Below are 26394 nucleotides of genomic sequence, written 5' to 3'. Positions count from 1 at the left end.
TCTGCTGCGCCGGGCCAGCGCCATAGCCGGCCACGATGCCGCAGTTGACGCCTCTGAGCTTCTCGTTTCCCCGCAGCGGTCGGTCGCCGCTCTATCCCCGGCGACGGCATAGCCGTCAGGACGGCGCCCCTGCCCTGTCCACGCGGAGGCTCTTGACGCCGCCTCAATCACGCAACATATGAAGTTACATGAATCGCGACAGTCGTTTGTCCGGGGTGCTGCACGTGCTGCTGCACATGGCGGACCAGAACAGCCCCGTGACCTCGGAAGCGCTGGCGCGGATGATGCGGACCAATCCCGTGGTGATCCGGCGGGTCATGTCGGGCTTGCGCGACCAGGGCTATGTCCGTTCCGAGAAGGGTCATGGCGGCGGTTGGACAATCGCCCGAGACCTCGCCGAGATTACCTTGCGCGACATCTATGACGGCATCGGCTCGCCCGCCCTCTTCGCCATCGGCAACCGCAGCGAGGCGCCGGCTTGCGCCGTCGAGCAGGCGGTCAATGCGGCGCTTGATGGCAGCTTGCGCGAGGCGCAGGCGCTGTTGCTGGCCTCGCTCGAGACCGTGACGCTGGCAGCCTTGAGCGCGGATTTCCGGCAACGCCTGGCGCAACGCGCGCGGCTCCAGCCCGAAGGATCCACCTGTGTCGACTGAACGCGCGGCTCGCGAAGAGCCCTTCCTCAGGAATTTTTCCGATCCCGAAGCCGTCTCGCGCTATGCAGAGGGGCCGCGGCGTTTCGTGCCCGGTCTCGACGCGCTGCACCGGATGACCGGCCTGCTGCTGGCAGAAAGCGCCCCCGACGACGCGAAGGTGCTGGTGCTCGGGGCGGGCGGCGGCAGCGAGATCCGCGCGCTTGCAGAGGCGCATCCCGGCTGGAGCTTCGTCGGGGTCGATCCGGCAGCCGCGATGCTGCGCCTCGCCGAACGCACGCTGGGGCCGCTGATGGATAGGGTCACGCTGGTCGAAGGCTATATCGACGATGCGCCGGCCGGCCCCTTTGACGCGGCGACCTGCCTGTTGACGCTGCATTTCCTCGCCGCGCCCGAGCGCGAACGGACGGTGCGCGAGATCCACGCCCGGCTTCGCCCCGGCGCGCCCTTCGTCGCTGCACATGCGAGCTTTCCCCAGGGCGCCGACGAACGCGAAACCTGGCTCGATCGCTATGCCGCCTACCCGATCGCGTCCGGCGCCGATCCCGAGCAGGTGCAGCGCGCCCGCGCGGCCGTCGCGGCCAGCCTGCAAAGCTTCTGCCCCGAACAGGACGAGGAGATCCTGCGGGCCGGCGGCTTTGCCAATGTCAGCCTGTTCTACGCAGCCTTCACCTGGCGCGGCTGGGTCGCGAACGCCTGAGGGGGGCACGGTCCGAGAGCGGACGGGGCCCGTCAGAGCGAAACCAGAGTCCGCGCGGCCATCATGCTTGCCAGCAGGCCAAGCACGGCTGCGCTGGCGCGATAGCCGATCCTGGCCCTGGCCGGGTCCTGCAGACTGCGCTGCAACGTGCTGCCAAGCAGCACCCAGCCGAAGCCGATCGCGACGATCTCCGCCGACAGCAGGGCGAGCCACGGCAGCAGCGCCGGGAACCCTGCCGGGGGCAGAAGGGTGGAGGCGAAGATGAGCCCTTTCGGATTGAGCAGCGTCGTCAGGAACACGCGGGCGAAGGTGATCGAACGGCCGTGAGCGAGAGGCAGGCTGCTGCGCTGCCAGAGCGCCGTTGCCAGGTAGACCAGATAGAGCGCAACGCCTGCCTGGAGCGCCGTTGCGACGATCGGCCGGGATGCGATTAACGGTCCCAGGGCCAGGCGCAGGATGGCGATCGCCAGGAGATAGCCGAGGAGCTCGGCTGCAAGCAGGGCGGCGGACCGGCGCCAGCCGATCTCCGCGCCGGAGGTCGCGAGAAGCGTATTGGTCGGTCCCGGCGTCGCCAGAAGCGAGGCACAGACCGCGATGAAGGCGAGCAAGCTCATGCCGAGCTGATGCCGCAGACAGGCCCTCCCCGCCTTGATCTCGATCAGATTCCTGCGGTTCGCCCAGGCCGCCGCTCGAGCGCGGCAGACTCGTCAGAGCAAGCGCCTTCGTGGCAGGGTTCGCCGTCCGAAGCAGCCGATCCCGGAGCGGGCGTTGAACCTCCGCCAACTCACCTATTTCGTCCGTGTGGTTGAGGCCGCCAATATGACGCGCGCGGCCGATGAGCTGCGGATCGCGCAACCGGCGCTCGGCATGCAGATCAAGCAGCTCGAGGAAGGCCTCGGCGTCACGCTGCTGACGCGCCATTCGCGCGGCGTCTCCCCAACCGCCGCCGGCGAAAAGCTGTTCCGGCGCGCCGTCGAGATCCTCGACCTCGTCGCGCTGACGCGCCGTGAACTGCGCGAGGACGCACGCGAGGCCGTGCGCTTCGGCCTGACCCCGAGCCTGATGCAGATCATCGGGCCGGAGCTGCTGTTACGGATCTCGGAGCGCGCGCCTCACCTTGCCGTCAGCCTGACCGAAGAGATGAGCCATCTCCTGGTCGACAGCCTGCATCGGGCCGAGCTCGACCTGATCCTGGCCTATGAGGTTCCGGACGCACCGGGCTGCTGGAGGCGCGCCCTCTACCAGGAAGACCTCGTCCTCGTCACCGCGACGGGAGACCGGGACACGGCCCCCATCAGCTTCACCGAGGCTCTCGCCCATCCTCTCATCCTGCCGGAGCCGCGCGATGGCGTGCGCTCCCTCGTCGAGAAGACCGCCACCGAACACGGGCTCGTCCTCCGGCTCGAACACGAGGTCCGTTCGATTTCCGGCATCAAGACGCTGGTCGCGCGCGGGCCTGCGGCCGGCATCCTGCCCTATGGCACCGTGCTCGCGGAGGTCGCGGCCGGAACCTTGTCGGCCCGCCCGATCATTGCACCGGTGCTCAGGCGCACGCTCTACCTCGCGGGCTCCCGCAAGGCCGGGCAGCTTGCCGCGCTCCCGATCATCCGCGACGCCGTTGCTGCGGCGATGACGACGCTGTCGGCGGCGGTGATCGGGTTGGGGCACCCGCTACCGGCCGCCGAGCCACAACAAAACGCTTAGCGCTGACCTAAGCGCTTCGCATTGGATTTCGTCCGGCAGAATGAGTGACCCTGCCGCGACGGCGCAGATCCGCGCATTTCAATCGAGGGCGTCCCATGCTGTCGAACGCGCCTGCCGGAGCCAGCGAGGCTCCGCTCCCACAGGGCACCCGGGAGCTTGATGCGGTGGTCGCCGAGATCGTTCTCGCGAGCCGCATCCTCGCCCGCGAAGGCATCGTCGACAGTTTTGGACATGTCTCGGCGCGCCATCCCGATCGCAGCGATCATTACCTGATGCCCAGAACCCGCGCGGCCGAGCTGGTGGCGCCCGAGGATGTGCTGGTCTTCGACCGCGAGGATGCCCTCGTCTCGGTGACGCAGGCCCGCATCTTCGCCGAACGCAGCATCCATGGCGCGATCTACCGCGCACGCCCGGATGTGCAGGCCATCTGCCACCACCATGCGCCGGCGATGATGCCGTTCTGCACGAGCGATGCCGAACTCGTTCCCGTCTTCCATCTGGGCGCGACCATGGGCGCGACCGTGCCGCTCTGGGACAGCCAGGACGAGTTCGGCGACACGAACCTGATCGTCTCGACGCAGGCGCAGGGGGATTCGCTTGCGCGTGCCCTTGGGGCAAACTGGACCGTGCTGATGCGCGGCCACGGCGCCACCGTCGCGGGCCGCTCGCTCCGGGAGGTGACCTTTCGGGCGATCTACGGCGCTCGCAATGCCGAGGTGCAGTTGAAGGCCGCCCAGCTCGGCGCGGTTCGCCGACTGACGACCGCCGAAGCGCTCTCTGCCGCCGAATTCAACCTGAAGCCCTTCGCCATGGACCGCGCCTGGGAGCAATGGACCCGGCATGTCGACGCGCCCGGGCCCTTCTGAGCACCGACCCAACGACCCTGAACAACTGGATGGGAGGTCACCATGTCCGAGCCGATGTCTCGCCGCGCCGCCCTGGCTCTCCTCGGTGCGGGCTCTCTCGCCCTGCCGGCGCTCGCCCAGAGCCAGACCGGCTATCCCACCAGGCAGATCCTGCTGATCGTGCCCTACCCGGCCGGAGGCGCGGTCGATCTTGCCGCGCGGCTCGTCGCCGAGAAACTGCGCCTCGAATTCGGCCAGCCGGTCGTCGTCGAGAACCGGGCCGGCGCCAACGGCATGGTCGGGGCAGCGGCCGTCGCGCGGGCAGAGCCTGACGGCTACACACTGCTGATGGCGCCGCGCGAGGTCTTTGGCATCAATCCGATCCTGATGCCGCAGCAGGCTCTCGATGGCAAACGGGACTTCGCCTATGTCGGGGTGGTCGCGACGGGCCCCTATGTGCTGGTCGTAAATCCCGGGCTCGGCGTCGGCAGTTTCGCCGAGTTCGTCGCCCTCGCGAAGCAGCGCGAGCTGCCCTATGCCAGCTTCGGCAAGGGCAGCATGGCCCATCTCAACATCGAGGCGCTGGCACGCAGGCTCGGCGTCAGGATGGTGCATGTGCCCTATCGCGGTGCGCCGCCCGCCGTCACGGCGGTGGCGACGGGCGAAGTCGCGCTGACCATCTCCACGCCGCCGGCCGCGCTCTCCCTGATGCAGGACGGAAAGCTGAAGGCGCTCGCCGTCGGGAACGAGCGGCGGCTGCGCGACATGAGCGAGGTGCCGACGATGACGGAACTCGGCCTCTCCGATGATCCGCTGATCCCGAATTTCTTCGGCCTCGTTGCCCCCGCCGGGACTCCAGCGCCGATCGTCGCGCGCCTGAATGCGGCGGCCGCGCGCGCGATCATGGCTCCCGAAATCGCGACAAGGCTCGCGGCCAGCGGGCTCGACCCCGCTCCCGGCTCCCCCAGGACATGGCGCGCCTGGTCACCGGAGACATCGAGCGTTTCGGCCGGCTGATCCGCGAACTGGATATCAAGGTCACGGAATAGTTCACCGGACAGGAAATCGGATCCGGTGCGATGACCTAACCTCTTGTGTTTGCATGCCTTCGATTTTTCATCCGGCGAGACGGCAGCCGTCAGCTGCCTGACATGCTACGCGCCGGGCAAGGGCGCGTCGGGATGGACCAGCCCGGCCTCCCGCAGCTCCCGCCAGAACGCGGCAGGCACCACCTCCTGCAGCGCAGCCCGGTCTTCGGCGATGCGGCTCGGCTGGCTGGCGCCGGGGATCACCGCAGCGACCGCGGGATTGGCGAGCGAAAACTGCAGGCCGGCCGCCTTCATGCTGACGCCGTGGCGGTCGGCGATGGCCTTGATGCGCGCGACCTTGGCGCGGATCTCCGTCGTCATCGGTGCGTATTCGAAGTTCGGGCCGCCGACCAAGGCACCGGAGCTGTAGGGGCCGCCGACGACGATGCCGAGCCCGCGCTCGGTGACCAGCGGCATCACGCGCTGGAGGGCGCGYGCATGGTCGAGCAGCGTGTAGCGTCCCGCCAGCAGGAAGCCGTCTGGGCGCGGACCGTCGAGCCCGAGCAGCAGCTCGATCGGCTCCACCCGGTTGACACCGAGGCCCCAGCCCTTGATCACGCCTTCGTCGCGCAGCCGGTCGAGGGCCCTGAAGGCGCCCTTGCGCGACGCCTCGAACACGCCGAGCCATTCGTCGCCGTAGAAATCCTGGGCGACATCATGGACCCAGGCGATCTCGATACGATCGGTCTTCAGTCGCTTCAGGCTGTCCTCGATGGACCGCAAAGTTGCGGCCTCGGAATAGTCGTTCACGATCCTGTTGGGGCGGCCATGCTTGAAGACCTCGCCCTTCTCGCCGAGATCTCGCGCACTGACATCCTCGATCTMGTCGAGGATGACGCGGCCGACCTTGGTGCTGATGACGTATTCGTCGCGCGGCCGGCCATTGAGCGCCTCGCCCATGCGGATTTCGGCGAGGCCGGCCCCGTAAAAGGGAGCGTTGTCGAAATAGCGGATGCCGTCCTTCCAGGCAGCCTCGACCGTTGCGAGCGCCTCCTGCTCGGGAATGTCGCGGAACATGTTTCCAAGCGGGGCGGCGCCGAAGCCGAGCTTGCCCGGAAGAATATCCTTGAGTGACATGGTTTGATCCTTTCGTTGGAATGCCCGGTCGCGTCAGTCAGGCAACCCGCAGGGCGTCGAGCACGAACGCACAGCGGTCCGCGAGGTCGGCAATCCCTGCATGGTACAGGATTTCGATCCGGCACAGACGCGGCGGCTCGTGACCATCGCAGCGAACAGCTATGTGGTTGCGCCCGGCATCAGGCTGCGCCTCATGCTCTACGGCACCGATCTGGCCGAGACCGGCGCCATCTCCGGCACGGCTGCGATGGTGCTGGGTCGCATCGTCGGCCAGCGCCACATGAGGCCGGGATGCCTCGCCTGCGCCGATACCTTGAGAGCGTCGCCGCTGCCGAGGGAAACGTCCACCGGAGGTTGCCCTATCCGCCGCTCGCCAGGAAGGCGTGCTCGATCAAGGGGCGGTTATGGCCGAGGTGCGGTTCAATCAGCATATCGAGATGCCCGCCGACGATCGGGACCACGTTCAGATCGGTGAAGAGCTCGCCCCAGCCCAGATCTAACGGAACGCCGGGCCGTCGGCATCGAAACAGGGTGGCGGCTATCGGCAGCGCGGTTTTCGGCTGGCGGAGCCAGTGGTCGAAGGCGCGCATGCGCAGCACCTCCTCGAGCTCGAGGCGCAGAATGAAACGTGGCCGGGCGAGGATCTCCCATTTCAAGCGCTCGATGCCGCTGGCGAGCTGGGCCTCTGCGCCGAAACGGGCAAAGATCTTGGCGACGGCCCGCAACATCATGCGATCGATGGTCACCCGGTGCGCCCGGATGCGCTGCGCCGTGCGGGCCAGGGTCTCAGCGTAGCTGTGATGCCCGGCGCCGATATTGGTGTCGAGGATTCCCAGGAAGGTGACCGACCGGCCCGCCGCGACGAGCGTGGAAGCAACCTCGAAGGCGACGCCGCCGCCCAGGGAATAGCCGATGAGCTTCACATTGCCCTCGGGCTGGGCATGGTTGATCTGGTCGACAACGGCATCGACCATCCGGGGTATCGTTCCCTGTCCGGCCAGCAGGTCCTTCAGGTTCTCGTAGCGCACGGCGACAATCCGGGCGACCTTGCCCATCTCCAGCCCGAAGGCCGCAAGGCTAGGGCCGTAGCCGATCGATCCCGGCACGATGAACAGGACGGGCCGCGTGTCGGAGGGGGCAGGCGGATGTCTCGTCGCCTCGTCGCCGGACGCTGCCCTGACGATATCGGCAAAACTCATGTCGATGGTGAACAGGTCCAGATCGAGTTCCCGCCCAAGCGCCTCCTCGAGTTCCATGACGAATTGCAGCAACTTCAGGGAATCGCCACCCGCTTCATCCCAGCGGCTGCCTGCCGCTCCCTTGCCCTGGAGTATCCGTTCCCAAAGGGTCCCGACCACCGCCTCGACAGCATGAGGGTTTCCCATTTGTCGGGATTCCGGAGCGTCATCGTTGTCCTTGGGCGGGCGCAGCCCGCCATCCAGCTCCCGCAGCCGGATACTGTCGATCTTCCCGCCCCGAAGCCGTGGCAATTCGGCAAGACTATGCAGCCGCGTCGGATGGACGGCGGCCGGCAGCGACCGCCTGATCAGCGCGCGCAATTCTGGAATCAGGTCCGTGCCCGCCTGTTCGGCGGGAACGACAAAGGCCACCAGTTCGTTTCCGTCCGTCACGACCGCGACGGCATCGCGGATGCCGGGCGCGCGCCGCAGGACAAGTTCGAGTTCGGCCGGCTCGACGCGCCGTCCATTGATCTTGATCTGGCGCCCTTTGCGTCCAACGACCCGCATCAAGCCGGTTTCGTCCACTGTGACGAGATCGCCCGTTGCGAAGAGCCGAAGCTGCGGATCGGGCAGGCCCGCCTGAAGCGGGAGATTTCTGCCGCGTTCCCAGTATCCAAGGGCGACGTAGCTGCTGCGGAGCAGCAGCTCGCCCTCCTGCCCTGGAGCGACCGGATCTCCGTTCTCGTCGACCACGGCATAATCAACGCCGGGCAGGACGAAACCGACCGGAACCGTTGCACCCTGTTCCGGATAGTCCCTCGGCAGGAACCACTGTGTTCCCGTACTCTCGGTCGACAAATAGCTGATCTGGATGAAGCAGGTCTCCGGCACCGCCGCGCGGAGGCGATCGATATCGGCCCAGAGCACCCTTTCGCCGCCGACCCGCACCACGCGGAGCGAGGCAAACGTGTCGGGCTGGGCGCCATTCATCAAGACGCGCAACAAGGCAGGCACGAGATAGGCGACCGTCACCTGCCAGGTCTGGAAATGCTCGCGAACGGCGCGAATGCCGGCGCTCTCGACATCCAGCAGATACAATGTCGCGCCGCAGAGCATCGGCGTCATCATTTCCCGGCATCCCGCGATGGTCGCAGGCCCGGTCAGCGGCATGAAGACATCATCGGGGCCGATATGGCCGGCGTTTACATATTGCTGAACACGCTGGAGGAGCGCGCGTTGGCTGTTGACCACGCCCTTTGGCGTTCCGGTGCTGCCCGATGTGTAGAGAACGATGGCCGGCGCATCGACGGAGATCTCGGATTGCGACAGCGGGACCCTGCCAGGCGGCGCCTCCGCGAGACATTTTGCCGGGTCGATCCATTGCAGCGGCACCGCATCCGGCCAGTCCTGCGGTTCGCCAGGGCCGACCCTCACGATGGCCTTTAGGCGCGCATCCGCCGCAATGGCCGCCAGGCGCGGCACCGGGTCCCGCGGATTGAGCGGCACCGCGGGCCTGCCGGCGCGCATGGCAGCCAGCATGGCCACCGGGTACCAGAGGGCGTTGCCGAGAAGCAGTCCGACCGTCTCTCCGGGCGGGACCGCATCGGCGATGACGGCGGCGAGGATCTGAACCGCGTGCAACAACCGCAGAAAGGTCAGCGATGTCGTGCCGTCACTGAGCGCGATCTTGTCTGCGTGCTTCTGGACAACCCGTTCCAGATGTTCGAACGCCGGTGCGTCCGAAAAATCGTCGCTCATCTCTGCGAAGGGATGGCTGGTGGGGCCGTCCCTGTCGAGGGCGCGCGCCGATGCCCCTGCCCAGGCCACATCGTCCAAGATGCTGTTTCGGACGGTCGTTGCGTCCTGCGGCCTCCCATCACCTGGAATGGACCGCACGGCATGAGAAGGCGAACCTTCTGAACGTCGGCGCCCGATCGCTTCCAACATTGCCCCCATTGTTGACCGAGTTCTGCCGCATTCTGCGTTGCCGCTGCGGCAACGGCATCGTCAGAACGAATGAACCCGACGGGGGGCCTGCCGGCGGCGTTCGCATCTCCTCAAATCCTGTTCGGGCGTGGCTCCCCGGCTGCCGGTGCTGGCCGGACAGCCCGCATCGCATCGGTGCTCAGCGCCCCTAGATGTGGAGCGTCAACAGGTTGTCCTCGTCGCGAGCGAGTCTGCTGATGGGTGTCTTGGCCTGGATTCCGCCGTGGGGGCGATGCCAGTTGTAGTGATGGAGCCAGCGCGGCAGCTCTTCGGCTCTGCGCTCTGAGTGGCCGCTCAGCCGCTGGCGCCGCAGTGCGATGATCTGCTCGACCTGGCCTGCCGGCGTCGGGCGATGCAGCCGGTGCGGACGCGACGAGCGGTCCGCCAGCCCGGCCATGCCCTCGGCGGCGAAGCGGGCGATCCATTTATGGACGGTCTTGAGGCTGACGCCGGCCGCCTTGGCGATCACGCCAGAGGCCGTGCCTGCCGCCGCCATGCGCACGATCCGCTCTCGACCCAACTGCGTCAGACGGGCATTCTTGTGGATGTTCATCCGGTCCTCCTTCGATGGAGACTGAAGCTTCGCAACCTCAGCTTCCTCGCTCGGGACCGGATGGACAACCTATTGAGAGCTCACACCTAGATCATCAGACAGGGAAATCGTATCCGGTCCGATGATCTAACCCTTTGTGATGGCATCGGCTTTCCCGAGAACCGCAATCCACTTTTCGGGCCGATGCCCTAGTAGGAGCGCGGCAGCCCCAGGTCATGCTGGGCGACATAGTTGAGGATCATCTCCTCCGAGACCGGAGCGACGCGGAACAGGCGCGCGTCGCGCCAGAGCCGCTCGACATGGTATTCCTTCGCATAACCCATGCCGCCGAGGGTCTGGATGGCGCGGTCCGTCGCCAGCCCCGCGGCGTGGCCGGCAAGCCATTTCGCCATATTGGCCTCGCTGCCATAGGGCTTGCCCTGGTCGTAGAGCGCCGCCGCCTTCTGGTTCATCAGCCTGGCGCATTCCAGCTGGATATGCGCCTCGGCGAGTGGGAACTGGATGCCCTGATAGGAGCCGATCGCCGCGCCGTTGAAGATCTTGCGTTCGCGGGCATAGTCGGCTGCAAGCCGGATCGCGAGTTCGGCCGTGCCGACCAGCCCGGCCGTGGTGACGATGCGCTCGGTGTTCAGCACGTCGAGCAATTCGCGAAAGCCGCCATCGAGCGTGCCGACGAGCTCATGCCCCTCGACGCGCACATCCTCGAAGAACACGGCGCTGGAGGGCAAGGTGTTGGTGCCGACCTTCTCGATCGCCTGATGGGTCAGCCCCGCCCTGTCGACATCGATGAGGAAGAGACTGATGCCGTCGGTCTTGCGGCTGACCTCCTCGAGCTTGCGGGTGCGCGCGACGACCAGCATCTTCGTGGCCTGGGGCACCGCGGTGATCCAGATCTTCTGGCCGTTGAGGCGCCAGCCATTGCCGTCAGTGCGGGCGAATGTCTTGAGCGCGAGCGAATTCGTACCGGCATCCGGCTCGGTCAGCGCCATCGCGAACAGCGCGTCGCCCGCCACCAGCGCCGGCAAGAGCTCGCGCTTCATCGCCTCGGTGCCGAAGCGGCTGATGGTCACCCCGCCAAAGACCGGATTGCACATGAACATCTGGCTCAGCGTCGACCCGCCGGCCGCCGCGCAAAGGTTCTCGACCGCGATCGCGACTTCGGCCATGCCGAGCCCGGCGCCACCATATTCCTCCGGGATCGCGATGCCGCAGAGCCCGGCCGCGCAGATCTCGCGCCAGACGGCGCTGGGAAATTCCTTCTTCGCGTCGAGCTCGCGCCAGTAGTCCAGGCCGAACTTTTCGCCGACCCGCCGCGCGGTTTCCGCCAGCATCTGTTGCTCGTCGCTGCGGTCGAAATTCATGCTGGCCTCCGCTCCGCCGCGCGCTGGCGCAGCAGCCGCAACGGGTTTTCAAGGGTGTTGACGATGTGATCGAGGAAGCGCGCCGCCCGCACGCCGTCGAGCACGCGGTGGTCGCAGGAGAGAACCAGACCGATTTCGCGCCGCAGGCTCGGCAGGCCATTCGCATCCGGCCGGAAGACCGGCTTCTGCGCCGCGACGCCGAGAATGGCCGACTGGCCGGGATTGATGATCGGCACGAGATGCGAGGCGCCGAACATGCCGACATTGGAGACAGAGATGGCGCCGCCTTCGAGCTCGGCGCTCGCGAGGCGTCCGGAGCGGGCGCGGGCAACGAGATCGCCGCACCCGTCAGCGACCGCATCCAGGCTTAGGTGGCCGGCCTCACGAAGCACCGGCACGAGCAGGCCCCGTTCGCTGTCGACCGCGAGCCCGACATCCGGACTGGCGAGCTCGATGATCTCGTCCTCGGCCCAGAGCAGGTTGCAGGCCGGCATCTCGACCAGGGCCCGGCCCACCGCCGCCATGATGAAATGCGTGATGCTCAGGCGGGTCTGCCCGCCGCTGCCGTTCAATTCCTCGCGCAGGTCCAGCAGCCGCGAGATATCGGCCTCGGCATGAACGTAGAAATGCGGGATCGTCTGCTTGGACAGGGTCAGCCGGCGCGCGACGATCCTTTCCATGGTGCTGGCGGGGCGTCGCCGGTCGGACGTCGCTCGCACGGCCGGAGTCGGTCGGGCGTTCGCCTCGGTCGGTGCGATGGTCGCTGCCAGAGCCGCCTGGACATCGGCCTGCTTGATCCTGCCGCGCGGGCCGGAGCCTGCGACCAAGGCCAGGTCCAGGCCATGCCGGCGGGCGATGCGCCGCGCCAGCGGCGTCGCGATCACGCGATCCCCCGCAACTGGCGCCGGCACGGACACCGGTTCCGGTGCCGGCTTGGCCGCGGTCATCTCCGGAGCTGCGGCCTTCTGCACCCCGGCAGCCGGGGCCGCGCCGGCCCAGGTTGCGAGCACGGCGCCGACAGGGACCGTCTCGCCTTCCGGGATCAGGATTTCGCCGATGCTGCCGGCCTGCTGGGCCTCGATCTCGGTCGCGATCTTCTCGGTCTCGACGATGAACAGGATGTCGCCGGCCGCAACCCTGTCGCCCGGACCGACGCGCCAGGACGCGAGCAGGCCCTCGGTCATGGTCAGGCCGAGCTTGGGCATCACGATGGGGGCGGCGCTCGACATGGTCACACGCCCCGGAAGCTGGCTTGGCGCTTCTGCAGGAAGGCCTGGCAGCCTTCATGTGCGTCGGCGGAATCGAGCACGAGGCCGATCATCGCCTGCTCATGGCGCAGCGCCGAGGGCAGCGGCATATCCGCACCGTCATTGAGCGTGCGCTTCAGGAGTTTCAGGACGAGCGGGGATTTGGTCGCGATGCTGGCCGCAAGCGCCAGCGCCTGGTCGAGCAGTTCGGCATCGGGCACTACGCGGTTGATCAAGCCGAGCCGCTCCGCCTCGGCCGCATCGATGCGGCCGCCGGTGAACATCAGCTCCTTCGCCCGGCACAGCGGGATCTGGCGGATCAGCCGCTGAGAGCCGCCTGCGCCGGGGAACAGGCCCAGATTGATCTCGGGCAGGCCGAACTTGGCCGAGCTCGCGGCAAGGCGAATATCGAGGCAGAGCAGCAATTCGGTGCCGCCGCCCAGCGCCCAGCCGTTCACCGCGGCGATCGTCGGCTTGTCCAGCGTCTCGATGCGGCGGAAGACGCTGTGCAGCCGCTCGCCGAGCTCGAGATAATGCGGCAGGCCCTGGCGGCTATCGAGATCGGCGATATCGCCGCCGGCGACGAAGGCGCGCTCGCCGGCTCCGGTCAGGACGACGACCTTGACCAGCGGATCGGCCCCGGCGCGGCCCACGGCCTCGTCGAGCGCCGCAAGCGTCGCCATGTCGAGCGCATTCAGCGTCGCTGGCCGATTGATCGTGATCAGGGCGGTGGCGTCACGGCGCTCATAGAGAATGCTGTCGGACACGGGTGTTCCTCTCGATCTCAGGCGAGTGTGCGGCGCACGGCTTGCACCACCCGCTCGGCGGAAGGCAGGTAGGCCGTCTCCAACCCCTTGGAGAACGGCACCGGCATGAAGGGTGCGCCGACCCGTACGATCGGCCCGTCGAGTTCGTCGAAACCGATATCGGCCATCCGGGCGACGATCTCGGCGCCGACGCCAAAGGCCTCGACGGCCTCGTGCACCACGACGAGGCGATGGGTTTTGGCGAGCGAGCGCAGGACGGCCTGCTCGTCCCAGGGCTGGATGCTGCGCAGGTCCAGGATTTCGGCCTCGACGCCCTCCCCCGCGAGCTGGGAGGCAGCGGCCAGGGCCGTGTGGACGGCGGCGCCATAGGCAATGATGCTGACATCCCTGCCCTCGCGCAGCGTCGCCGCCTGGCCGAGCGGGATGACCGGCAGCTCGGCCGGCACGTCGGCCTTCATGGCGTAGAGCGCCTTGTTCTCGACGAAGACGACCGGGTCGGGATCGGCGATCGCCGCGCGCAGCAGGCCATAGGCGCTGGCCGGGTCGGAGGGGCAAACGACCTTCAGCCCCGGCACATGGGCAAACCAGGCCTCCAGGCATTGCGAATGCTGGGGGCCGGCGCCAAGGCCGCCGCCATGCGGCGTGCGCAGCACCATCGGCACGGAGCTCTGGCCGCCGAACATGAAGCGCGCCTTGGCTGCCTGGTTCACCATCGCGTCCATGACCAGCGTGGTGAAATCCATGAACATGATCTCGACGACCGGCCTGAGGCCGCTGAGCGCGGCTCCCACGGCGGCACCCGCGATCGCGGCCTCGGAGATCGGCGTATCGACGATGCGTTCGGCACCGAAGCGCTCGCGCAGGCCGCGGCTGGCCCCGAAGGCGCCGCCGGCCTCGGAGACATCCTCGCCGATCAGGATGACGGTGGGGTCGGCCGCCATCGCGTCGGCCAAGGCGAGGTTGATCGCCTTGAGATAACGAAGCTCCGGCATCAGTGTGCCTCCATCCCGGCTGGCGCCGCTGTGTAGACATCCGCGAGCGCAGCCTCGAAACCGGGGCCAGGTGCCGCGCGCGCCGCCTCGACCGCGGCATGAATGCGCGCCTTGACCTCTTCGGTGATGCTGGCCAAGGCGTCCTCGGCGATGCCGGCCTCAACCAGCTGCGTCGCGGTGATCCGCAGCGGGTCGCGTTCGCTCAGCGCAGCGAGGTCGGCGGCATCACGGTATTTCTGGGCATCGCCCTCGAAATGGCCACGCACGCGCGTCGTCATGCATTCGAGGATGCGCGGGCCGTCCGCCCGGACCTCGGGCACGATCCGCGCGGCGGCCTCGGCAACGGCAGCGACATCGTTGCCGTCGACCAGGACATGCGGGATCCGGTAGGCGGCGGCCAGATCCTTCAATGCAAAGGAGAGCTGCTTCGAGGTCGGCAGGAATTCGCCCCAGCCATTGTTCTCGCAGACGAAGAGCATGGGCAGCCGCCAGAGCGCCGCCATGTTCAGGCATTCATGCACGAGGCCCTCGGCCAGCGCCCCGTCACCGAAGAAGGCAACCGCGATCGCGCCGTTCTTCTGCGTCCGATGCGCGAGCGCGCTGCCGAGCGCGATCGAGAGCCCGGCCCCGACAATGCCGTTGGCGCCAAGCATGCCGACCGACATGTCGGCGACATGCATCGAGCCGCCGCGGCCGCGGCAGAGCCCGGTATCCCGGGCCAGCAGTTCCGCAAAGAACCCGTCGAGCGAAAGCCCCTTGGCGATGGCATGGCCGTGGCCGCGATGGGTCGAGGCGATCGTATCCTGCGCCGTCAGGGCCGCCATGACGCCAACCGACACCGCCTCCTGGCCGATGCTCAGATGGATGAAACCCGGCACCTCGCCATCGGCGAACATCGCGCTCAGCCGCTCTTCGCTGCAGCGGATCAGCACCAGCGAACGATAGAGCGCGAGCAACCCGTGGGCGGCGTTGTGGCCGGCCGGCGCGACGGAAGGGTCCAATGGTTCTGTCATGAAGCTCTCAATCACCAGGAGTCGCATTTAACATAAAATGATTTATGAGTCATAATTCATTTTTTGAGAATGCAACTGCTTCGATGCCAGGACGTTGATGCGAAGCGGGTCACGCCAAGTGGATCACGCCGGGCTACGCCGCCCGGCGCCGGCCTTCGATCTCCGAGAAGAGCCCGACGACCTCCGCGATGGCGCCATGCGGCAGGGCATCGACGACGGCCTCGATCCGCTCGAACAGAGATCGCGGCAGCCCCTGCTCGCTGCCGATGCGACCGAGCAATTCACGCAAGGTCGCGCGATCGAAGGCATAGTCGGCGGGCGTCATCCGCTGTTCATGGATCAGGGTCTCGCCGTCCAGCGTGTCGGCCTCGAGCACTGCGCTGAGCACCGGCACGCCGGGATCGGTGACGAGCGCGATCCTCTCGACCAGCGCATTCACCGCGGCATCGTCATAGGTCGTCATCTGCCGCGTGCTCGGCGCGCCGTGGACCAGGGTCGTGGCAATGCAGAACGGAATGCTCATCAGCGTGCCTGAAATCGAGCTGAACGGGCCGGTCGCATCCATGCCGGCATAACCGGTCTCATAGGGGTTCATCCGCACGCGCACCGCCGCGAGCGGCCTGCTAGCCAGCACCTCGCGCAGGGCGAGCGCACCGGTCACCGGCGTCTGGTTGAAAGCGCAAACCGGAAAGGGCTTGAAGGTGACGCGCAGGATCGCCCAGTCGCGGCCGAGGCTGGCGGCGAGACCGGCCGGCGCCTCCACCCCGGCAAAGCTGCGCGCGAGCCCCGCCCTGCCCTCCACGGCATGCGGCGCGGAGACCGAGCCGGCCGCGGCAAGCTCGGCGGCGGCCAGGCCGTTGCGGGCGACGATGCCGACCTGGTAGCGCCATTCGTCGGTGCCGTCGGCAAAGGATTGCAGGACGCCKCCGGTGAACGAGACGGCATTGGCCAGCGCTGCCGCGAGCGTCGCCTCGTCAAGCTCCATCAGCGTGCCGGCCGCAGCCGCAGCCGCAACGGTGCCATAGGTCGCGGAGGAGCGGAACCCGGCCGGCGTCGTGCGGCCGGCGAAGGCCTGCTCCAGCAAGCCGCCAGCCTCGTAGCCCGCGACCAGCGCCGGAAGCAGCCTTGCAAGCGGATAGGCCCTGGCCTCGATCATCGCCAGCAGCATCGGGATCAGGATCGTGCCGAAATGCGCCGCCCCGCAGGTATCCTCCTGGGCCCGGCCATGGAACAGCGCTGCATTGGCGAGGCAGGCAGCGCCGATCGTGCTGCGCCTGCCATCGCCGAGCAGGGTCGCCCCGTGGGCGATCTCGCCATCGAGCGCCAGGGCGGCCTTGCGCGCCACCGGCGCATAGGGCGTATCGAAGCCATTGACCGCCATGCCGAGCGCATTGACGAGGCAGGACCGGGCCTTGGCCACAACCTCGGGCGGCAGGGTCTCCGTGCGCAGCTGCACGACAAAACGGGCGATCTCGCGGGTGAGCGTCGGCACGAGCAATCTCCTGGGCGATCAGAGCGCGAGATAACGCTGGCGGATGTCGTCATTCGCCTTCAGGGCCGCGATCGAGCCCTTGAAGACGATCTGGCCCTTGTCGATCACGGTCGCGTCCGTCGCGAGGCCGAGGCAGAAATGCATGTTCTGCTCGGCGATCAGGATCGTGACGCCGGTCTGGCGCAGCGTGCGGATCAGCTCGCCGATGCGCTGCACGATGATGGGCGCGAGGCCTTCGCTGGGCTCGTCCAGAAGCAGCACCGAGGGGTTGCCCATCAGCATGCGGGCGATCGCGAGCATCTGCTGCTCGCCGCCTGAGAGGCGCCCGGCCATGCGCTGGCGCAGGGGCACGAGCAGCGGGAACACCTCGTAGATGCGTTCGAGGTTCCACTCGTCCCGCCCATCGGGGCCCTTCTTCGCGGCGATCAGCAGGTTGTCCTCGACGCTGTGCTGCGGAAAGACCTGCCTGTCCTCGGGCACGAAGCCGAGCCCGGCGCAGGCGATGCGATGCGGTTTCTGGCGCGTCGTCTCGGCGCCGTTCAGGCGCACGCTGCCGCGCCGCGGCGGGGCAAGACCGGCGATCGCCTTCATCGTCGTGCTCTTGCCGGCGCCGTTGCGGCCGAGCAGCGCCATGATCTGGCCCTGCTCGACGGAAAAGCCGACACCGAACAGGATCTGGCTCGCCCCATAGAAGACGTCGACGCCGGACAGCGCGATGACCGCAGGGCTGGTGACGGAACCGCCGCTCATGCCGCCACCTCATGCTCGCTGCCGAGATAGGCCTCGATCACGGCCGGATTGGTCCGGATCTGCTGCGGCGTGCCTTCCGCCAGAACCCGGCCATAGCTCAGGACGCGGATCGACGGGGCGATCTTGAAGACGATGTCCATGTCGTGCTCGATGAAGACCACGGTCATCTTCTGCCGTTCCCAGAGCTCATGGACCTTGTCGATGACGCGCCAGCGTTCCTCGGGGCCCATGCCGGCGGTCGGCTCGTCGAGCAGGAGCACGCGCGGCTCGAGCACCAGGGCAAGCGCGATATCGAGCAGCTTCTGGTCGCCATGCGAGAGATTGGCCGAGAGGATGTGGCGCTTGTCGTGAAGCCCGACCATCGCGACGCAATGGCCGGCATGGGCGCGCGTCGAGGCGAGCGGGAAACGCGTGCCGAGGCGGCCCGCGTGGCGGTGATGCGCGGAGACCGCGGCCAGCAGGGTTTCCTCGACCGTCAGCGACGGGAAGATGCTCGCGACCTGGAAGGCCCGCCCGACCCCGCGCCGGACGATCTCACCGATGCTCAATCCGACGAGGTTCTGGCCATCGAGCCGGATCTCGCCGCTATCGGGCCGGATCGCCCCCGAGAGCTGGTTGAAGAAGGTGCTCTTTCCCGCGCCGTTCGGCCCGATGATCGCGGTCAGCGAGGCGGTCTCGAAGGTCAGCGTGACGTCGTCGGTCGCGCGCACCCCGCCAAAGGCCTTCACCAGATTGCGGATCTCAAGCATCGCTGCCGTTCCCCGGATCGCGGAAGCCGCCATAGCTGTGCCAGGAGGTGCCCGCGAGCCAGCCGCAATCGACGGGAACGTCGATGCCCGTGATCGCGGACGCGTCGGGCGAGGCCAGGAAGGCGACGACGCGCGCGACCTCGTCAGGCTCGACCAGGCGGCCGAGCGCTGCGCTGCCGACGAGGTTGGTGATGTCGCGCTCACCCTTGTCGATCGCGGCCTGCAATGCCGGCGTGCGGGTATAGCCCGGCGAGACGCTGTTGACGCGGACCTGGGCTGGTCCCCATTCGGCGGCGAGCCCGCGCGTGATCGCGATGACGGCGGCCTTGGCCGGCGCATAGGCGTGAAGCGGGACCGAGCGCGAGCCGGTGATCGAGGCGATGTTGACGATGCTGCCGGCGCGACGCGTCAGCATCGCCGCCCCGAAGACGACGCAGGCCAGATAGGTCCCGCGCTGGTCGATATGGATGACATGGTCCCAGACCGCCATCGGCAGCTCGGTCGGCCGCAGGGGCGGCTGCAGCACGCCGGCGCTGTTGACAAGAATGCCGACCGGGCCGATCTCGGCCTMGATCCGCGCCGCCACGCGCCGCAGCCCCTCCTCGTCGCCGACATCGCCCTGGACGGCGTGGCCGCCGAGCTCGGCGGCGACGCTTTCCGCCAGCGCCAGGTCGCGGTCTAGGATCACGATCCGGGCGCCGCGCTTGGCCAGTTCGCGGCAGCAGGCGGCGCCGATGCCACTTGCGCCCCCGGTGACGACGGCGATGGTCTTCTCGGTCATGTCGACGTCCCCTTCACTGCGACGGGAGCAGGCGTGGCGGCACCGCGCGTGCGCCGCGCCGCCAGCCATTCCATCACGAAATCCAGCAGGCCTTTGCGCAGGCCGAGCGCGAAGAGCAGGATGACCGAGCCGAGCACGAGCCCGTGATGCTCGGCCGTGCGCGTGACGAAATCGTTCAGCAGCAGCAGGATTCCGGTTCCGACCAGCGGCCCGAGGAAGTTTGCCGTGCCGCCGAGCATGACGATGAAGACGGCCTCGCCCGACATCGTCCAGAAGGCGAACTCGGGATAGGCGCCCGAGACGAACAGACTCATGATCACGCCGCCGAGGCTGGCGAAGGCGCCGGCGAGAACGAAGGCGGTCAGCCTCGTGCGATAGACATTGATGCCGAGAAAGCCAGCGCGGGTGGCGTTGTCGCGGACCATGCGCAGCGCATAGCCGAAGGGCGAGGACACGATGTGCCGCATCGCCAGGAGCCCGAGCACCAGCAGCGCGGCGCTGAACAGATAGAGCTGCTTCTGGTCGGAGAGGTTGATGCCGAGGAAGGCCGGGCGCGGGATGCCGCCGCGCAGGCCCTGGTCGCCACCGGTGACCGGCACCCAGGCGATGATCATGCTGTGGATCAGCATCTGGAAGGCCAGCGTCACGAAGGCGAAATAGATCTCCTTCAGCCGCACGCAGATCGCGCCGACGACGAGCGCGACCAGCGCCGAGATGCAGAGCGTCAGCAGGACGGCGAGCGGGATCGGCATGCCGGTGCGCTGCATCAGGATGCCGAAGCTGTAGGCGCCCATGCCGAAGAACAGGCCATGGCCGAAGGAGACCATGCCGCCATAGCCGACGAGCAGGTTGAGCGAGGTCGCAAACAGGCCGAGCGCGGCGCAGCGGATGACGAAATCGATCAGCGCGCTGCTGCTGGTGATGAACGGCAGGATGGCCAGGACGAGGAAACCGGCAAGGGCGAGCGCGGCGTCGCGAAGGGCTGGGCGGGTCATCTCAGGCCGCCTCGCGTCCGAACAGGCCGGTCGGCTTCACGATGAGGACGAGCGCCATGCAAAGATACATCAGAGCCTCGGTGAAGAGCGGAAAGCCGAGCGCGCCAAAGGCCCTGATCAGCCCGATCAGGATCGCGCCGACCAGCGCGCCCATGATCGAGCCCATGCCGCCGATCACGGTGACGATGAAGGACTCGATCAGGATCGAGAAGCCCATGCCCGGCGTCAGCGAACGGACCGGCGCAGCAAGCCCGCCGGCGAGACCCGCGAGCAGGCAGCCGAGCGCAAACAGGGCCGTGAAGAGCAGGCCGGTATTGATGCCCAGCACGGAGACCATCGCCGGGTTGTGAGCAGCCGCACGGATCGTCTTGCCGATCCTCGTCTTCGCGATGGCCAGGCCGAGCACCCCCGCCATCAGCAGCGCCGCGGCGATCAGGAACAGATAGAAGGGCGGAACGACCCCGCCCATGATGAAGAGCGGCGGCACCTGGAAGGCCGGCGGCATGCCCATGGCGCGGAATTCCGGCCCCCAGACGATCCGCACGAGATCGTCGAGGATCAGCACCAGCGCGTAGCAGACGAGCAGCTGCATCAGGACGTTGCCGCCATAGATGCGCTGCATGAAGAAGCGCTCGATGACGATCCCGATCAGGCAGGTCCCGACCGCGGCACCGAGCAGTGCGAGCGCATAGCTCTGCGTCGCCTGGAACACCGTCATCGCGAGATAGGCGCCGATCATGTAGAAGGCGCCATGGCTGAAGTTCACGATCTTCATCACGCCGAAGATCAGCGTCAGCCCGACCGCGACGAGGAAGAGCAGCATCCCGATAATGAAGCCGCTCGTCGCCTGCGTCACGAGGCAGGATGACGAGGACAGGCAGTCCGTCAGGGCGTTGAGGTCCATCGCGCGCTCGCCGGGAGGAAATGGGCCGGGCCGCGCGCCAGGGCGCGGCCGGATCTGATGGGACGCAGGCGTCGGGTCGACCCCGACGGATCAGGACGGGCTTCAGACGAAGCCCTTGTCCTTCTTCCACTCGGCCTCGAGCTCGAAGATGCGCTGCCAGGACACGCTCTTCATCTCGGGAACATAGGGCTCCTTGGCGATCGTCGTGCCCCAGCCGACGGCATAGTCGACGAGCGTCTGGTCGTCGGCCCGCATCGTGACCTTGCCCTCGGCGCCAAAGGGCGACTCGATCGTCAAGCCGCGCAGGACCTCGGCCAGCTTCTTGCCGTCGGCCGAATTCGCCTTCTTCGCGGCAGCGGCGAGGAAATTGACCGCCAAGGCGTTCTGCCAGGCCCAGTTGGTCGGGTACTCGCCATATTTCGCGCGATAGGCGTCGCCCCAAGCGGCGTTCTGGGGCGTCGCCGGGAAGGTCTTGATGTAGCGATTGCCGGAATGGATGCCGGGCGGCAGGTTCTTGACCGTGGTCAGCGCCGTGTAATCGGCCATGTTGACCGCGAAGAACTGCATCTGCGCGAAGAGCGCATAGATGCCGGCCTGGTCGATGAAGGAGGTCAGGTCGCCGCCCCAGAGGCAGGAATAGAGCGCCTGCGGCTTGGCCTGCAGCAGCTTGGTGATCGACTCGGTATAGTCGGGCTGGAAGATCTTCGGCCAGGATTCCGCGACGACCTCGGCCTTGGGCGCGAAACGCTTGAGATACATCACGAATTCGGCGGTCGTATCGCGGCCGTAGGCGTAGTCCGGCGAGCAGGTCGCCCAGCGCGTCAGCCCCTTGGCATTGACGATCTCGGCCGCATAGGTTCCGCCCGCGACGGAATCATGGATGCCCTGGCGCGCGCAACGGAAGGCGTTCGGCAGTTTGAGCTTGGGATCGGCCGTCAGGGACGAGGTTTCGGAATTGCTGTGAATGCAGAGAACGCCGAGATCGCGCGCCACCTCATGGACGGCGAAGGCGCCGGTCGAGGCTTCCGCGTCGATCAGGATCTCGCAGCCGTCGGAATTGACCAGTTCGCGGGCGACGCGGGCGGCCTCCTGCGGCTGCCCCTTGGTGTCGCGCACCACGAGCTCGATCGGCCGGCCGGCAAGCCCGCCGGCGGCATTGGCCTTCTCGACCTCCATCTGCGCGGCATTGCGCGAGGATGTGCCGAGCTGGGCGACGCGCCCCGACAAAATGGTCGGCATGCCCACCTTGACGGCCTTGGCCTGGGCGCGGGCGACCCAGGGCGCGGCCATCACGCCGGCGGCTCCGGCCGTCAGCGCCAGAACGGCGCGCCGATTCATCGGCAAGGACGGTGTTTTGGTCATCACGCTTCTCCCTGGGGCCTTTGGCCGTTTCCTTTCCGGGTTGATCCGGAAGGCGGCATCTTGTCGGCGCCGCTGTGCGGCACGCGCTTCTTGCAGCGATATTCGGCAGCCGCCGGGGTGACGTCAAGAGAAAAATGAATTACGAGTCATAAATCAGAAAAAGGAGATGGCGAGGCCTCGCGAGCTTTGCCAAGAGGGTGGAATGATCAATCTCTCGAGCTTCGTCCGCTACCACGCGAGCCGGACGCCGGACCGTACCGCTGTCATCTTCGACGAGGCCCGCATCTCCTATGGCGCGCTTGCCGGGCGGGTCGCGCGGAGCGCCGGCTGGATTGCCGCGCGCGGCATCGTGGCGGGCGATGTCGTTGCCGTGCTGATGAAGAACAGCGCCGCCTTCGTCGAGCTGGCGATCGCGGTCGGGCATCTCGGCGCCGTCTTCCTGCCGATCAATTTCCGCCTCTCCGCCGACGAGGTGCGCTACATCGTCGAGGATTCCGGCGCCAGGCTGCTGATCGCCGATGAGGAGCTTGCAGCCTCGRCCCGCGAGGCCGGCCCGGTCGTCCTGGTCGATGCGGCAGCGCGCGCCGACAGCACGCGGCTCGGCTCCGGGGCTGCGCCTGCCGATCCGGTGCCGCGCAAGCCGTCCGACCTGTTTCGGCTGATGTACACGTCGGGGACCACCGACCGCCCCAAGGGCGTGATGCACAGCTACGAGAATTTCTACTGGAAATGCAGCGACCATATCGTGGCGCTTGGCCTCACCCGGGAGGACCGGCTTCTCGTCGTCGGGCCGCTCTACCATGTCGGAGCCTTCGACCTGCCCGGCCTGGCCGTGCTCTGGGTCGGCGGCATCCTGTGCATCCAGCGCGAGTTCTCGCCGGTTGCCGCGCTCCAGGCGATTGGCAGGGAACGGTTGAACTGCGCCTGGCTCGCCCCCGTGATGATGAGCGCGATGCTCGCAGCCACGGAAGAGGTAGGCCAGGATCTGTCCAGCCTGCGCTGGGTCATCGGCGGTGGCGAGCGCACGCCCGAGGCGCGCATCCGCAGCTTCAGCGCCGCCTTCCCCAATGCCCGCTATATCGACGCCTACGGCCTGACGGAGACCTGCAGCGGCGATACGCTGATGGAGGCAGGTCGCGAGATCGAGAAGATCGGCTCTGTCGGCCGGGCGCTTGCCCATGTCGAAATCCAGATCAGGGACGAGGCCGGCAGGGTCCTGCCGCCGGGCGCGACCGGAGAGATCTGCCTGCGCGGCGCCAAGATCACCAGCGGCTACTGGAACGATGCGGCCAAGACCGAAGCCGCGTTCTACGGCGACTGGTTCCGCAGCGGCKACATGGGCTATCTCGACCCGGACGGCTTCCTCTATCTGACCGACCGCATGAAGGACATGATCATCTCCGGCGGCGAGAATATCGCCTCCTCGGAGGTCGAGCGCGCCATCTTCGAGCTGCCGCAGGTGCGCGAGGTCGCGGTGATCGGCGCGCCCGACGAACGCTGGGGCGAAAGGCCGGTTGCCTTCGTCGTTCTCGAGCCCGGCAGCGCCCTCACCCTCGATGCGCTCGCCGCCCATTGCCGCAGCCGGCTCGCCGCCTTCAAGGCCCCGCGCCAGCTGATCCTGCGGGAAAGCCTGCCGCGCAATCCATCGGGCAAGATCCTGAAGCGGGTCCTCCGCGACGAGTTGCGATCCTAGCCCGATCTGCGAGTTTGATCACACGTCAGCCCAAGAGCCCCGGATACGAGACCGCATGACGACACAAGCCCGTGCGAGCAGCAGCGCAAAACGCCCGAAGCTGACCCGCAGCGAGAAGAATGACGACGTCAAACGCCGCCTGTTCGGCGCCGCGGCGAAGGTCGTCGGCAAATACGGCTATGCCGAGGCCTCGGTGGCCCGCATCACGGACCTGGCGGGCGTGGCGCAGGGAACCTTCTACAATCATTTCGAGAACCGGCAGGAACTGCTCGAGCAATTGCTGCCGGTCATCGGCCAGCACATGGTCGACTTCATCCGCGAGAAGATCGAGGCGTCAGCCTCCGAGCTCGAGAAGGAGGTCGCCCGCTTTCGCGCCTTCTTCGAATTCCTGCAGGATACACCTGAATTCCTGCGCATCCTGAACGAGGCCGAGGTTTTCGCGCCGCTCGGCTACCAGCAGCATCTCGACAATATCTCCGCGGCCTATGTGCGGCTGCTCAAGCGCGCACGCGGCCCCGGCAAGATCGGCGACTACAGCGACGAAGAGCTGGAGGTCATCGTCCATATCCTGATGGGTGCACGCGGCTATCTCAGCCGGCGCTATGCCTATGGCGAGGACGGCGTGAACCCCGTCCCCGAGCATGTCATCACCGCCTATGAGAAGCTGATGCGCTCAGGCCTGATCGAGGGATAGGCCGCGAACGCCGCCGGCCGGTCGGATCATCATGCCGTGTTTGCATCGGCTTTACCGAAAACCGCGATCCACTTTTCGGGCCGATGCTTTAGGGCCGTTCGGCGGGGCAGCTGCCCGGCCCGCGTCCTTCGTTTCCGGCCCTGGCCAGTTCGAGCGCGCTGATCGACCGGACGCAATGCGTCAGCCGGTCGAGCAGTCGCGCGGCCAGGCGCGTGCGCTGCCAGTACAGCGTGACGGAGATAGGCCGATGCGGCGGCAGCTCCACCAGGCGACCGGCATCGAGATGCGGCGTTGCCAGCGGCAGCGGCGTCATCGACCAGCCCAACCCGGCCAGCGTCATGTCCAGCATGCCCTGGGTCGAGGGTATCCAATGGACGGGGGGCGAAACCGGCGTCCCCCAGGACTGCCGCACCCAGCGCGCCTGCAACTCGTCGCGACGGTCGAAGCGCAGCATCGGCGCTTCCTGAAGGCTCGCGGCATCGACGCCGTCGGGAAAGAACCGGCTGATGAAGCCGGGGCTGGCCGTCGCCACATAGTCGATGGCGCCGAGCGGATAGATCTTGCAACCGGGAACGGGGGCGGGATCGGCCGTCACAGCCGCCAGAACCTCTCCCGTGCGTAGCCGCTCGGCCGTATGGGCCTCATCATCCATGACGAGGTCGAGCATCGCACCGGTCTGCGCCGCGAACTGTGCCGCCGCCCGGGGAAACCAGGTGCTGACGCTGTCGGCATTGACGGCGACCCTGACCGTGGTCGCGCCGGGCTCCTGAACCGCCAGTCCCGGCAGATCATGGACGACTTCGCCTTCGAGCAGCCGAACCTGCTCGACATGGGCGCAGAGCTTGGCGCCGATCTCGGTCGGGCGACAGGGAACGCCCCTTGTCAGCAGGATCGCGCCGAGCCGTTCCTCCAACCCCTTCACACGCTGAGACACAGCCGATGGCGTGACGCCGAGCGCCACTGCGGCCTTCTCGAAACTGCCCTCGCGGGCGACGGCAGCGACGGCCGCCAGGGACGCATAGTCCAGCATTAACTTGCCTAATTCATGATTAGCTTCTTTAGCTAGACTACATCGGCAGTCGCGCGCATCAAGGCCGGCATGACCAGCTCTCTCATGCCCTCTCTTTTGCCCGCCTTCGCCAAGGGTTTTGCCCTTTCCGCCGGCCTGATCATGGCCATCGGCGCCCAGAACATGTTCGTGCTGCGCCAGGGGCTCAAACGGGAGCATGTCTGGCCTATCGTCCTGTTCTGCGCGGCGGCCGACGCTGCGCTGATCGTGGCAGGCGTCAGCGGCCTCGGCAGCGCACTCGCCCTCATTCCCGGCCTGTCGCTCGGCCTCAGCCTGGGTGGCGCGGCCTTTCTCAGCTGGTACGGCGTTTCGGCGCTCAGGCGGGCCGCCAACCCTTCCGTCCTCCTTGTCGAGCAACAAGGCGGCATGACGCTCGGCGCAGCGCTGGCCGGCACCGCCGCCTTCACCTTCCTCAACCCTCACGTCTATATCGACACGGTCATGCTCATGGGGGCCGTCGGGACGAGCCTTCCGCCGATCGAGCGGCCTCCGTTCATGGCCGGCGCGGCGATTGCCAGCTTTGCCTGGTTCGCTTCGCTTGGCTTCGGCGCGCGCTTCCTCGCCCCGCTCCTGTCCCGGCCCGCCTCCTGGCGCGTTCTCGACCTCGGCATCGGCGCGATGATGCTGGCGCTCGCGGCAAGCCTGCTCCGCGACGCGCTGATCCCCTGACCCAACGCCCTCGCCGAGCGGCCCACTCCGCGGAAAAGGCGGGAGCGCCCTAACAAAATTCGCATTCCCTTC

Annotated in this window: 26 protein-coding genes; 8 read left to right on the top strand and 18 right to left on the bottom strand. The window is 67.4% G+C overall.

All coding sequences use genetic code 11. The features are described 5' to 3' along the window. Positions 1-188: 188 nt before the first annotated feature. Positions 189-653 carry an Rrf2 family transcriptional regulator gene (locus AC1DIO_RS22740; protein WP_441507945.1) on the top strand — a complete coding sequence of 155 codons (465 nt, stop codon included), beginning with the start codon at positions 189-191 and terminating at the stop codon, positions 651-653. Further along, positions 643-1350 (top strand): methyltransferase domain-containing protein, encoded by a 708-nt coding sequence (locus AC1DIO_RS22735; protein WP_441507946.1) that lies wholly within the window; start codon positions 643-645, stop codon positions 1348-1350. Before AC1DIO_RS22740 ends, AC1DIO_RS22735 begins: the two co-directional genes overlap by 11 nt. A gap of 32 nt (positions 1351-1382) precedes the next feature. On the opposite strand, the gene AC1DIO_RS22730 is transcribed toward AC1DIO_RS22735, so the two are convergent. Beyond that, positions 1383-1964 carry a LysE family translocator gene (locus AC1DIO_RS22730; protein ID WP_476854110.1) on the bottom strand — a complete coding sequence of 194 codons (582 nt, stop codon included), beginning with the start codon at positions 1962-1964 and terminating at the stop codon, positions 1383-1385. A 154-nt stretch (positions 1965-2118) separates the two neighbouring features. Between AC1DIO_RS22730 and AC1DIO_RS22725 the strand changes: the two genes are divergently transcribed. The 3 genes from AC1DIO_RS22725 to AC1DIO_RS22715 all read left to right on the top strand — a co-directional run bounded on the left by AC1DIO_RS22725 (position 2119) and on the right by AC1DIO_RS22715 (position 4916). Continuing rightward, positions 2119-3054, top strand: coding sequence for a LysR family transcriptional regulator (locus AC1DIO_RS22725; protein WP_441507948.1), 936 nt, complete (start codon positions 2119-2121; stop codon positions 3052-3054). Positions 3055-3149: 95 nt separating this feature from the next. After that, positions 3150-3920 (top strand): class II aldolase/adducin family protein, encoded by a 771-nt coding sequence (locus tag AC1DIO_RS22720; RefSeq protein WP_441507949.1) that lies wholly within the window; start codon positions 3150-3152, stop codon positions 3918-3920. A 42-nt stretch (positions 3921-3962) separates the two neighbouring features. Next, positions 3963-4916 (top strand): Bug family tripartite tricarboxylate transporter substrate binding protein, encoded by a 954-nt coding sequence (locus AC1DIO_RS22715; protein ID WP_441507950.1) that lies wholly within the window; start codon positions 3963-3965, stop codon positions 4914-4916. A gap of 137 nt (positions 4917-5053) precedes the next feature. Here the strand turns inward: AC1DIO_RS22715 and AC1DIO_RS22710 are convergent, their stop codons facing one another. The 16 genes from AC1DIO_RS22710 to AC1DIO_RS22635 all read right to left on the bottom strand — a co-directional run bounded on the left by AC1DIO_RS22710 (position 5054) and on the right by AC1DIO_RS22635 (position 22197). Next, a complete protein-coding gene (locus tag AC1DIO_RS22710; protein ID WP_476854109.1) occupies positions 5054-6064 on the bottom strand; it encodes an aldo/keto reductase in 1011 nt (336 codons plus the stop codon). Positions 6065-6101: 37 nt separating this feature from the next. Then, on the bottom strand, positions 6102-6344 hold the full coding sequence (locus tag AC1DIO_RS22705) for a hypothetical protein (protein ID WP_441507952.1): 243 nt from the start codon (positions 6342-6344) through the stop codon (positions 6102-6104). A 79-nt stretch (positions 6345-6423) separates the two neighbouring features. After that, positions 6424-9072: an AMP-binding protein gene (locus tag AC1DIO_RS22700; RefSeq protein ID WP_476854119.1), complete on the bottom strand. Its 2649-nt coding sequence runs from the start codon at positions 9070-9072 to the stop codon at positions 6424-6426. 307 nt (positions 9073-9379) lie between these two features. Beyond that, a complete protein-coding gene (locus AC1DIO_RS22695; RefSeq protein WP_441504517.1) occupies positions 9380-9784 on the bottom strand; it encodes a leucine zipper domain-containing protein in 405 nt (134 codons plus the stop codon). A 188-nt stretch (positions 9785-9972) separates the two neighbouring features. After that, complete coding sequence (locus AC1DIO_RS22690; protein ID WP_441488414.1) at positions 9973-11145, bottom strand: acyl-CoA dehydrogenase family protein; 1173 nt, start codon at positions 11143-11145, stop codon at positions 9973-9975. After that, complete coding sequence (locus AC1DIO_RS22685) at positions 11142-12374, bottom strand: dihydrolipoamide acetyltransferase family protein (RefSeq protein WP_441504518.1); 1233 nt, start codon at positions 12372-12374, stop codon at positions 11142-11144. Before AC1DIO_RS22685 ends, AC1DIO_RS22690 begins: the two co-directional genes overlap by 4 nt. Before the next feature lie 2 nt (positions 12375-12376). Then, positions 12377-13159, bottom strand: a complete 783-nt coding sequence (locus AC1DIO_RS22680) for an enoyl-CoA hydratase/isomerase family protein (protein WP_441478142.1) — start codon at positions 13157-13159, stop codon at positions 12377-12379. 17 nt (positions 13160-13176) lie between these two features. Further along, complete coding sequence (locus AC1DIO_RS22675; RefSeq protein ID WP_441504519.1) at positions 13177-14151, bottom strand: alpha-ketoacid dehydrogenase subunit beta; 975 nt, start codon at positions 14149-14151, stop codon at positions 13177-13179. Then, positions 14151-15164 carry a thiamine pyrophosphate-dependent dehydrogenase E1 component subunit alpha gene (locus tag AC1DIO_RS22670; protein ID WP_441504520.1) on the bottom strand — a complete coding sequence of 338 codons (1014 nt, stop codon included), beginning with the start codon at positions 15162-15164 and terminating at the stop codon, positions 14151-14153. The genes AC1DIO_RS22675 and AC1DIO_RS22670 overlap by 1 nt, the downstream gene beginning before the upstream one ends. 133 nt (positions 15165-15297) lie before the next feature. Then, complete coding sequence (locus AC1DIO_RS22665; RefSeq protein ID WP_441504521.1) at positions 15298-16656, bottom strand: MmgE/PrpD family protein; 1359 nt, start codon at positions 16654-16656, stop codon at positions 15298-15300. Between the two features lie 18 nt (positions 16657-16674). After that, the gene (locus AC1DIO_RS22660) at positions 16675-17406 is read right to left on the bottom strand and encodes an ABC transporter ATP-binding protein (RefSeq protein ID WP_476854108.1); all 732 of its coding nucleotides are present in this window, start codon (positions 17404-17406) and stop codon (positions 16675-16677) included. After that, positions 17403-18155, bottom strand: a complete 753-nt coding sequence (locus tag AC1DIO_RS22655) for an ABC transporter ATP-binding protein (RefSeq protein WP_441488420.1) — start codon at positions 18153-18155, stop codon at positions 17403-17405. Before AC1DIO_RS22655 ends, AC1DIO_RS22660 begins: the two co-directional genes overlap by 4 nt. Further along, positions 18148-18936 carry an SDR family NAD(P)-dependent oxidoreductase gene (locus tag AC1DIO_RS22650; RefSeq protein ID WP_476854107.1) on the bottom strand — a complete coding sequence of 263 codons (789 nt, stop codon included), beginning with the start codon at positions 18934-18936 and terminating at the stop codon, positions 18148-18150. The genes AC1DIO_RS22655 and AC1DIO_RS22650 overlap by 8 nt, the downstream gene beginning before the upstream one ends. Then, positions 18933-19931, bottom strand: a complete 999-nt coding sequence (locus AC1DIO_RS22645) for a branched-chain amino acid ABC transporter permease (protein WP_476854106.1) — start codon at positions 19929-19931, stop codon at positions 18933-18935. Before AC1DIO_RS22645 ends, AC1DIO_RS22650 begins: the two co-directional genes overlap by 4 nt. A 1-nt stretch (position 19932) precedes the next feature. Further along, the gene (locus tag AC1DIO_RS22640) at positions 19933-20835 is read right to left on the bottom strand and encodes a branched-chain amino acid ABC transporter permease (protein ID WP_113517917.1); all 903 of its coding nucleotides are present in this window, start codon (positions 20833-20835) and stop codon (positions 19933-19935) included. Positions 20836-20937: 102 nt separating this feature from the next. Further along, positions 20938-22197 (bottom strand): ABC transporter substrate-binding protein, encoded by a 1260-nt coding sequence (locus tag AC1DIO_RS22635; protein WP_441504525.1) that lies wholly within the window; start codon positions 22195-22197, stop codon positions 20938-20940. A 202-nt stretch (positions 22198-22399) separates the two neighbouring features. On the opposite strand from AC1DIO_RS22635, the gene AC1DIO_RS22630 reads away from it, so the two are divergent. Continuing rightward, the gene (locus tag AC1DIO_RS22630; protein ID WP_476854105.1) at positions 22400-23890 is read left to right on the top strand and encodes an AMP-binding protein; all 1491 of its coding nucleotides are present in this window, start codon (positions 22400-22402) and stop codon (positions 23888-23890) included. A 55-nt stretch (positions 23891-23945) separates the two neighbouring features. Next, positions 23946-24584, top strand: coding sequence for a TetR/AcrR family transcriptional regulator (locus AC1DIO_RS22625; RefSeq protein WP_441504527.1), 639 nt, complete (start codon positions 23946-23948; stop codon positions 24582-24584). Positions 24585-24672: 88 nt separating this feature from the next. Here the strand turns inward: AC1DIO_RS22625 and AC1DIO_RS22620 are convergent, their stop codons facing one another. Next, complete coding sequence (locus AC1DIO_RS22620; RefSeq protein WP_441488426.1) at positions 24673-25614, bottom strand: LysR family transcriptional regulator ArgP; 942 nt, start codon at positions 25612-25614, stop codon at positions 24673-24675. A 69-nt stretch (positions 25615-25683) separates the two neighbouring features. Between AC1DIO_RS22620 and AC1DIO_RS22615 the strand changes: the two genes are divergently transcribed. Beyond that, on the top strand, positions 25684-26322 hold the full coding sequence (locus AC1DIO_RS22615; protein WP_441504528.1) for a LysE/ArgO family amino acid transporter: 639 nt from the start codon (positions 25684-25686) through the stop codon (positions 26320-26322). The last annotated feature ends 72 nt before the right edge of the window (positions 26323-26394 follow it).

The organism is Allobosea sp. 05T439 (genome assembly GCF_056396005.1).
This window is presented reverse-complemented; position numbering and strand designations above follow the sequence as displayed.

Coding starts and splice junctions, on each gene's coding strand:
- AC1DIO_RS22675 (WP_441504519.1), bottom strand. CDS start 14,151: ATGCCGGAGCTTCGTTATCTCAAGGCGATCAACCTCGCCTTGGCCGAC.
- AC1DIO_RS22685 (WP_441504518.1), bottom strand. CDS start 12,374: ATGTCGAGCGCCGCCCCCATCGTGATGCCCAAGCTCGGCCTGACCATG.
- AC1DIO_RS22615 (WP_441504528.1), top strand. CDS start 25,684: ATGACCAGCTCTCTCATGCCCTCTCTTTTGCCCGCCTTCGCCAAGGGT.
- AC1DIO_RS22670 (WP_441504520.1), bottom strand. CDS start 15,164: ATGACAGAACCATTGGACCCTTCCGTCGCGCCGGCCGGCCACAACGCC.
- AC1DIO_RS22690 (WP_441488414.1), bottom strand. CDS start 11,145: ATGAATTTCGACCGCAGCGACGAGCAACAGATGCTGGCGGAAACCGCG.
- AC1DIO_RS22740 (WP_441507945.1), top strand. CDS start 189: ATGAATCGCGACAGTCGTTTGTCCGGGGTGCTGCACGTGCTGCTGCAC.
- AC1DIO_RS22620 (WP_441488426.1), bottom strand. CDS start 25,614: ATGCTGGACTATGCGTCCCTGGCGGCCGTCGCTGCCGTCGCCCGCGAG.
- AC1DIO_RS22625 (WP_441504527.1), top strand. CDS start 23,946: ATGACGACACAAGCCCGTGCGAGCAGCAGCGCAAAACGCCCGAAGCTG.
- AC1DIO_RS22660 (WP_476854108.1), bottom strand. CDS start 17,406: ATGAGCGGCGGTTCCGTCACCAGCCCTGCGGTCATCGCGCTGTCCGGC.
- AC1DIO_RS22730 (WP_476854110.1), bottom strand. CDS start 1,964: ATGAGCTTGCTCGCCTTCATCGCGGTCTGTGCCTCGCTTCTGGCGACG.
- AC1DIO_RS22640 (WP_113517917.1), bottom strand. CDS start 20,835: ATGGACCTCAACGCCCTGACGGACTGCCTGTCCTCGTCATCCTGCCTC.
- AC1DIO_RS22645 (WP_476854106.1), bottom strand. CDS start 19,931: ATGACCCGCCCAGCCCTTCGCGACGCCGCGCTCGCCCTTGCCGGTTTC.
- AC1DIO_RS22715 (WP_441507950.1), top strand. CDS start 3,963: ATGTCCGAGCCGATGTCTCGCCGCGCCGCCCTGGCTCTCCTCGGTGCG.
- AC1DIO_RS22655 (WP_441488420.1), bottom strand. CDS start 18,155: ATGCTTGAGATCCGCAATCTGGTGAAGGCCTTTGGCGGGGTGCGCGCG.
- AC1DIO_RS22635 (WP_441504525.1), bottom strand. CDS start 22,197: ATGACCAAAACACCGTCCTTGCCGATGAATCGGCGCGCCGTTCTGGCG.
- AC1DIO_RS22695 (WP_441504517.1), bottom strand. CDS start 9,784: ATGAACATCCACAAGAATGCCCGTCTGACGCAGTTGGGTCGAGAGCGG.
- AC1DIO_RS22720 (WP_441507949.1), top strand. CDS start 3,150: ATGCTGTCGAACGCGCCTGCCGGAGCCAGCGAGGCTCCGCTCCCACAG.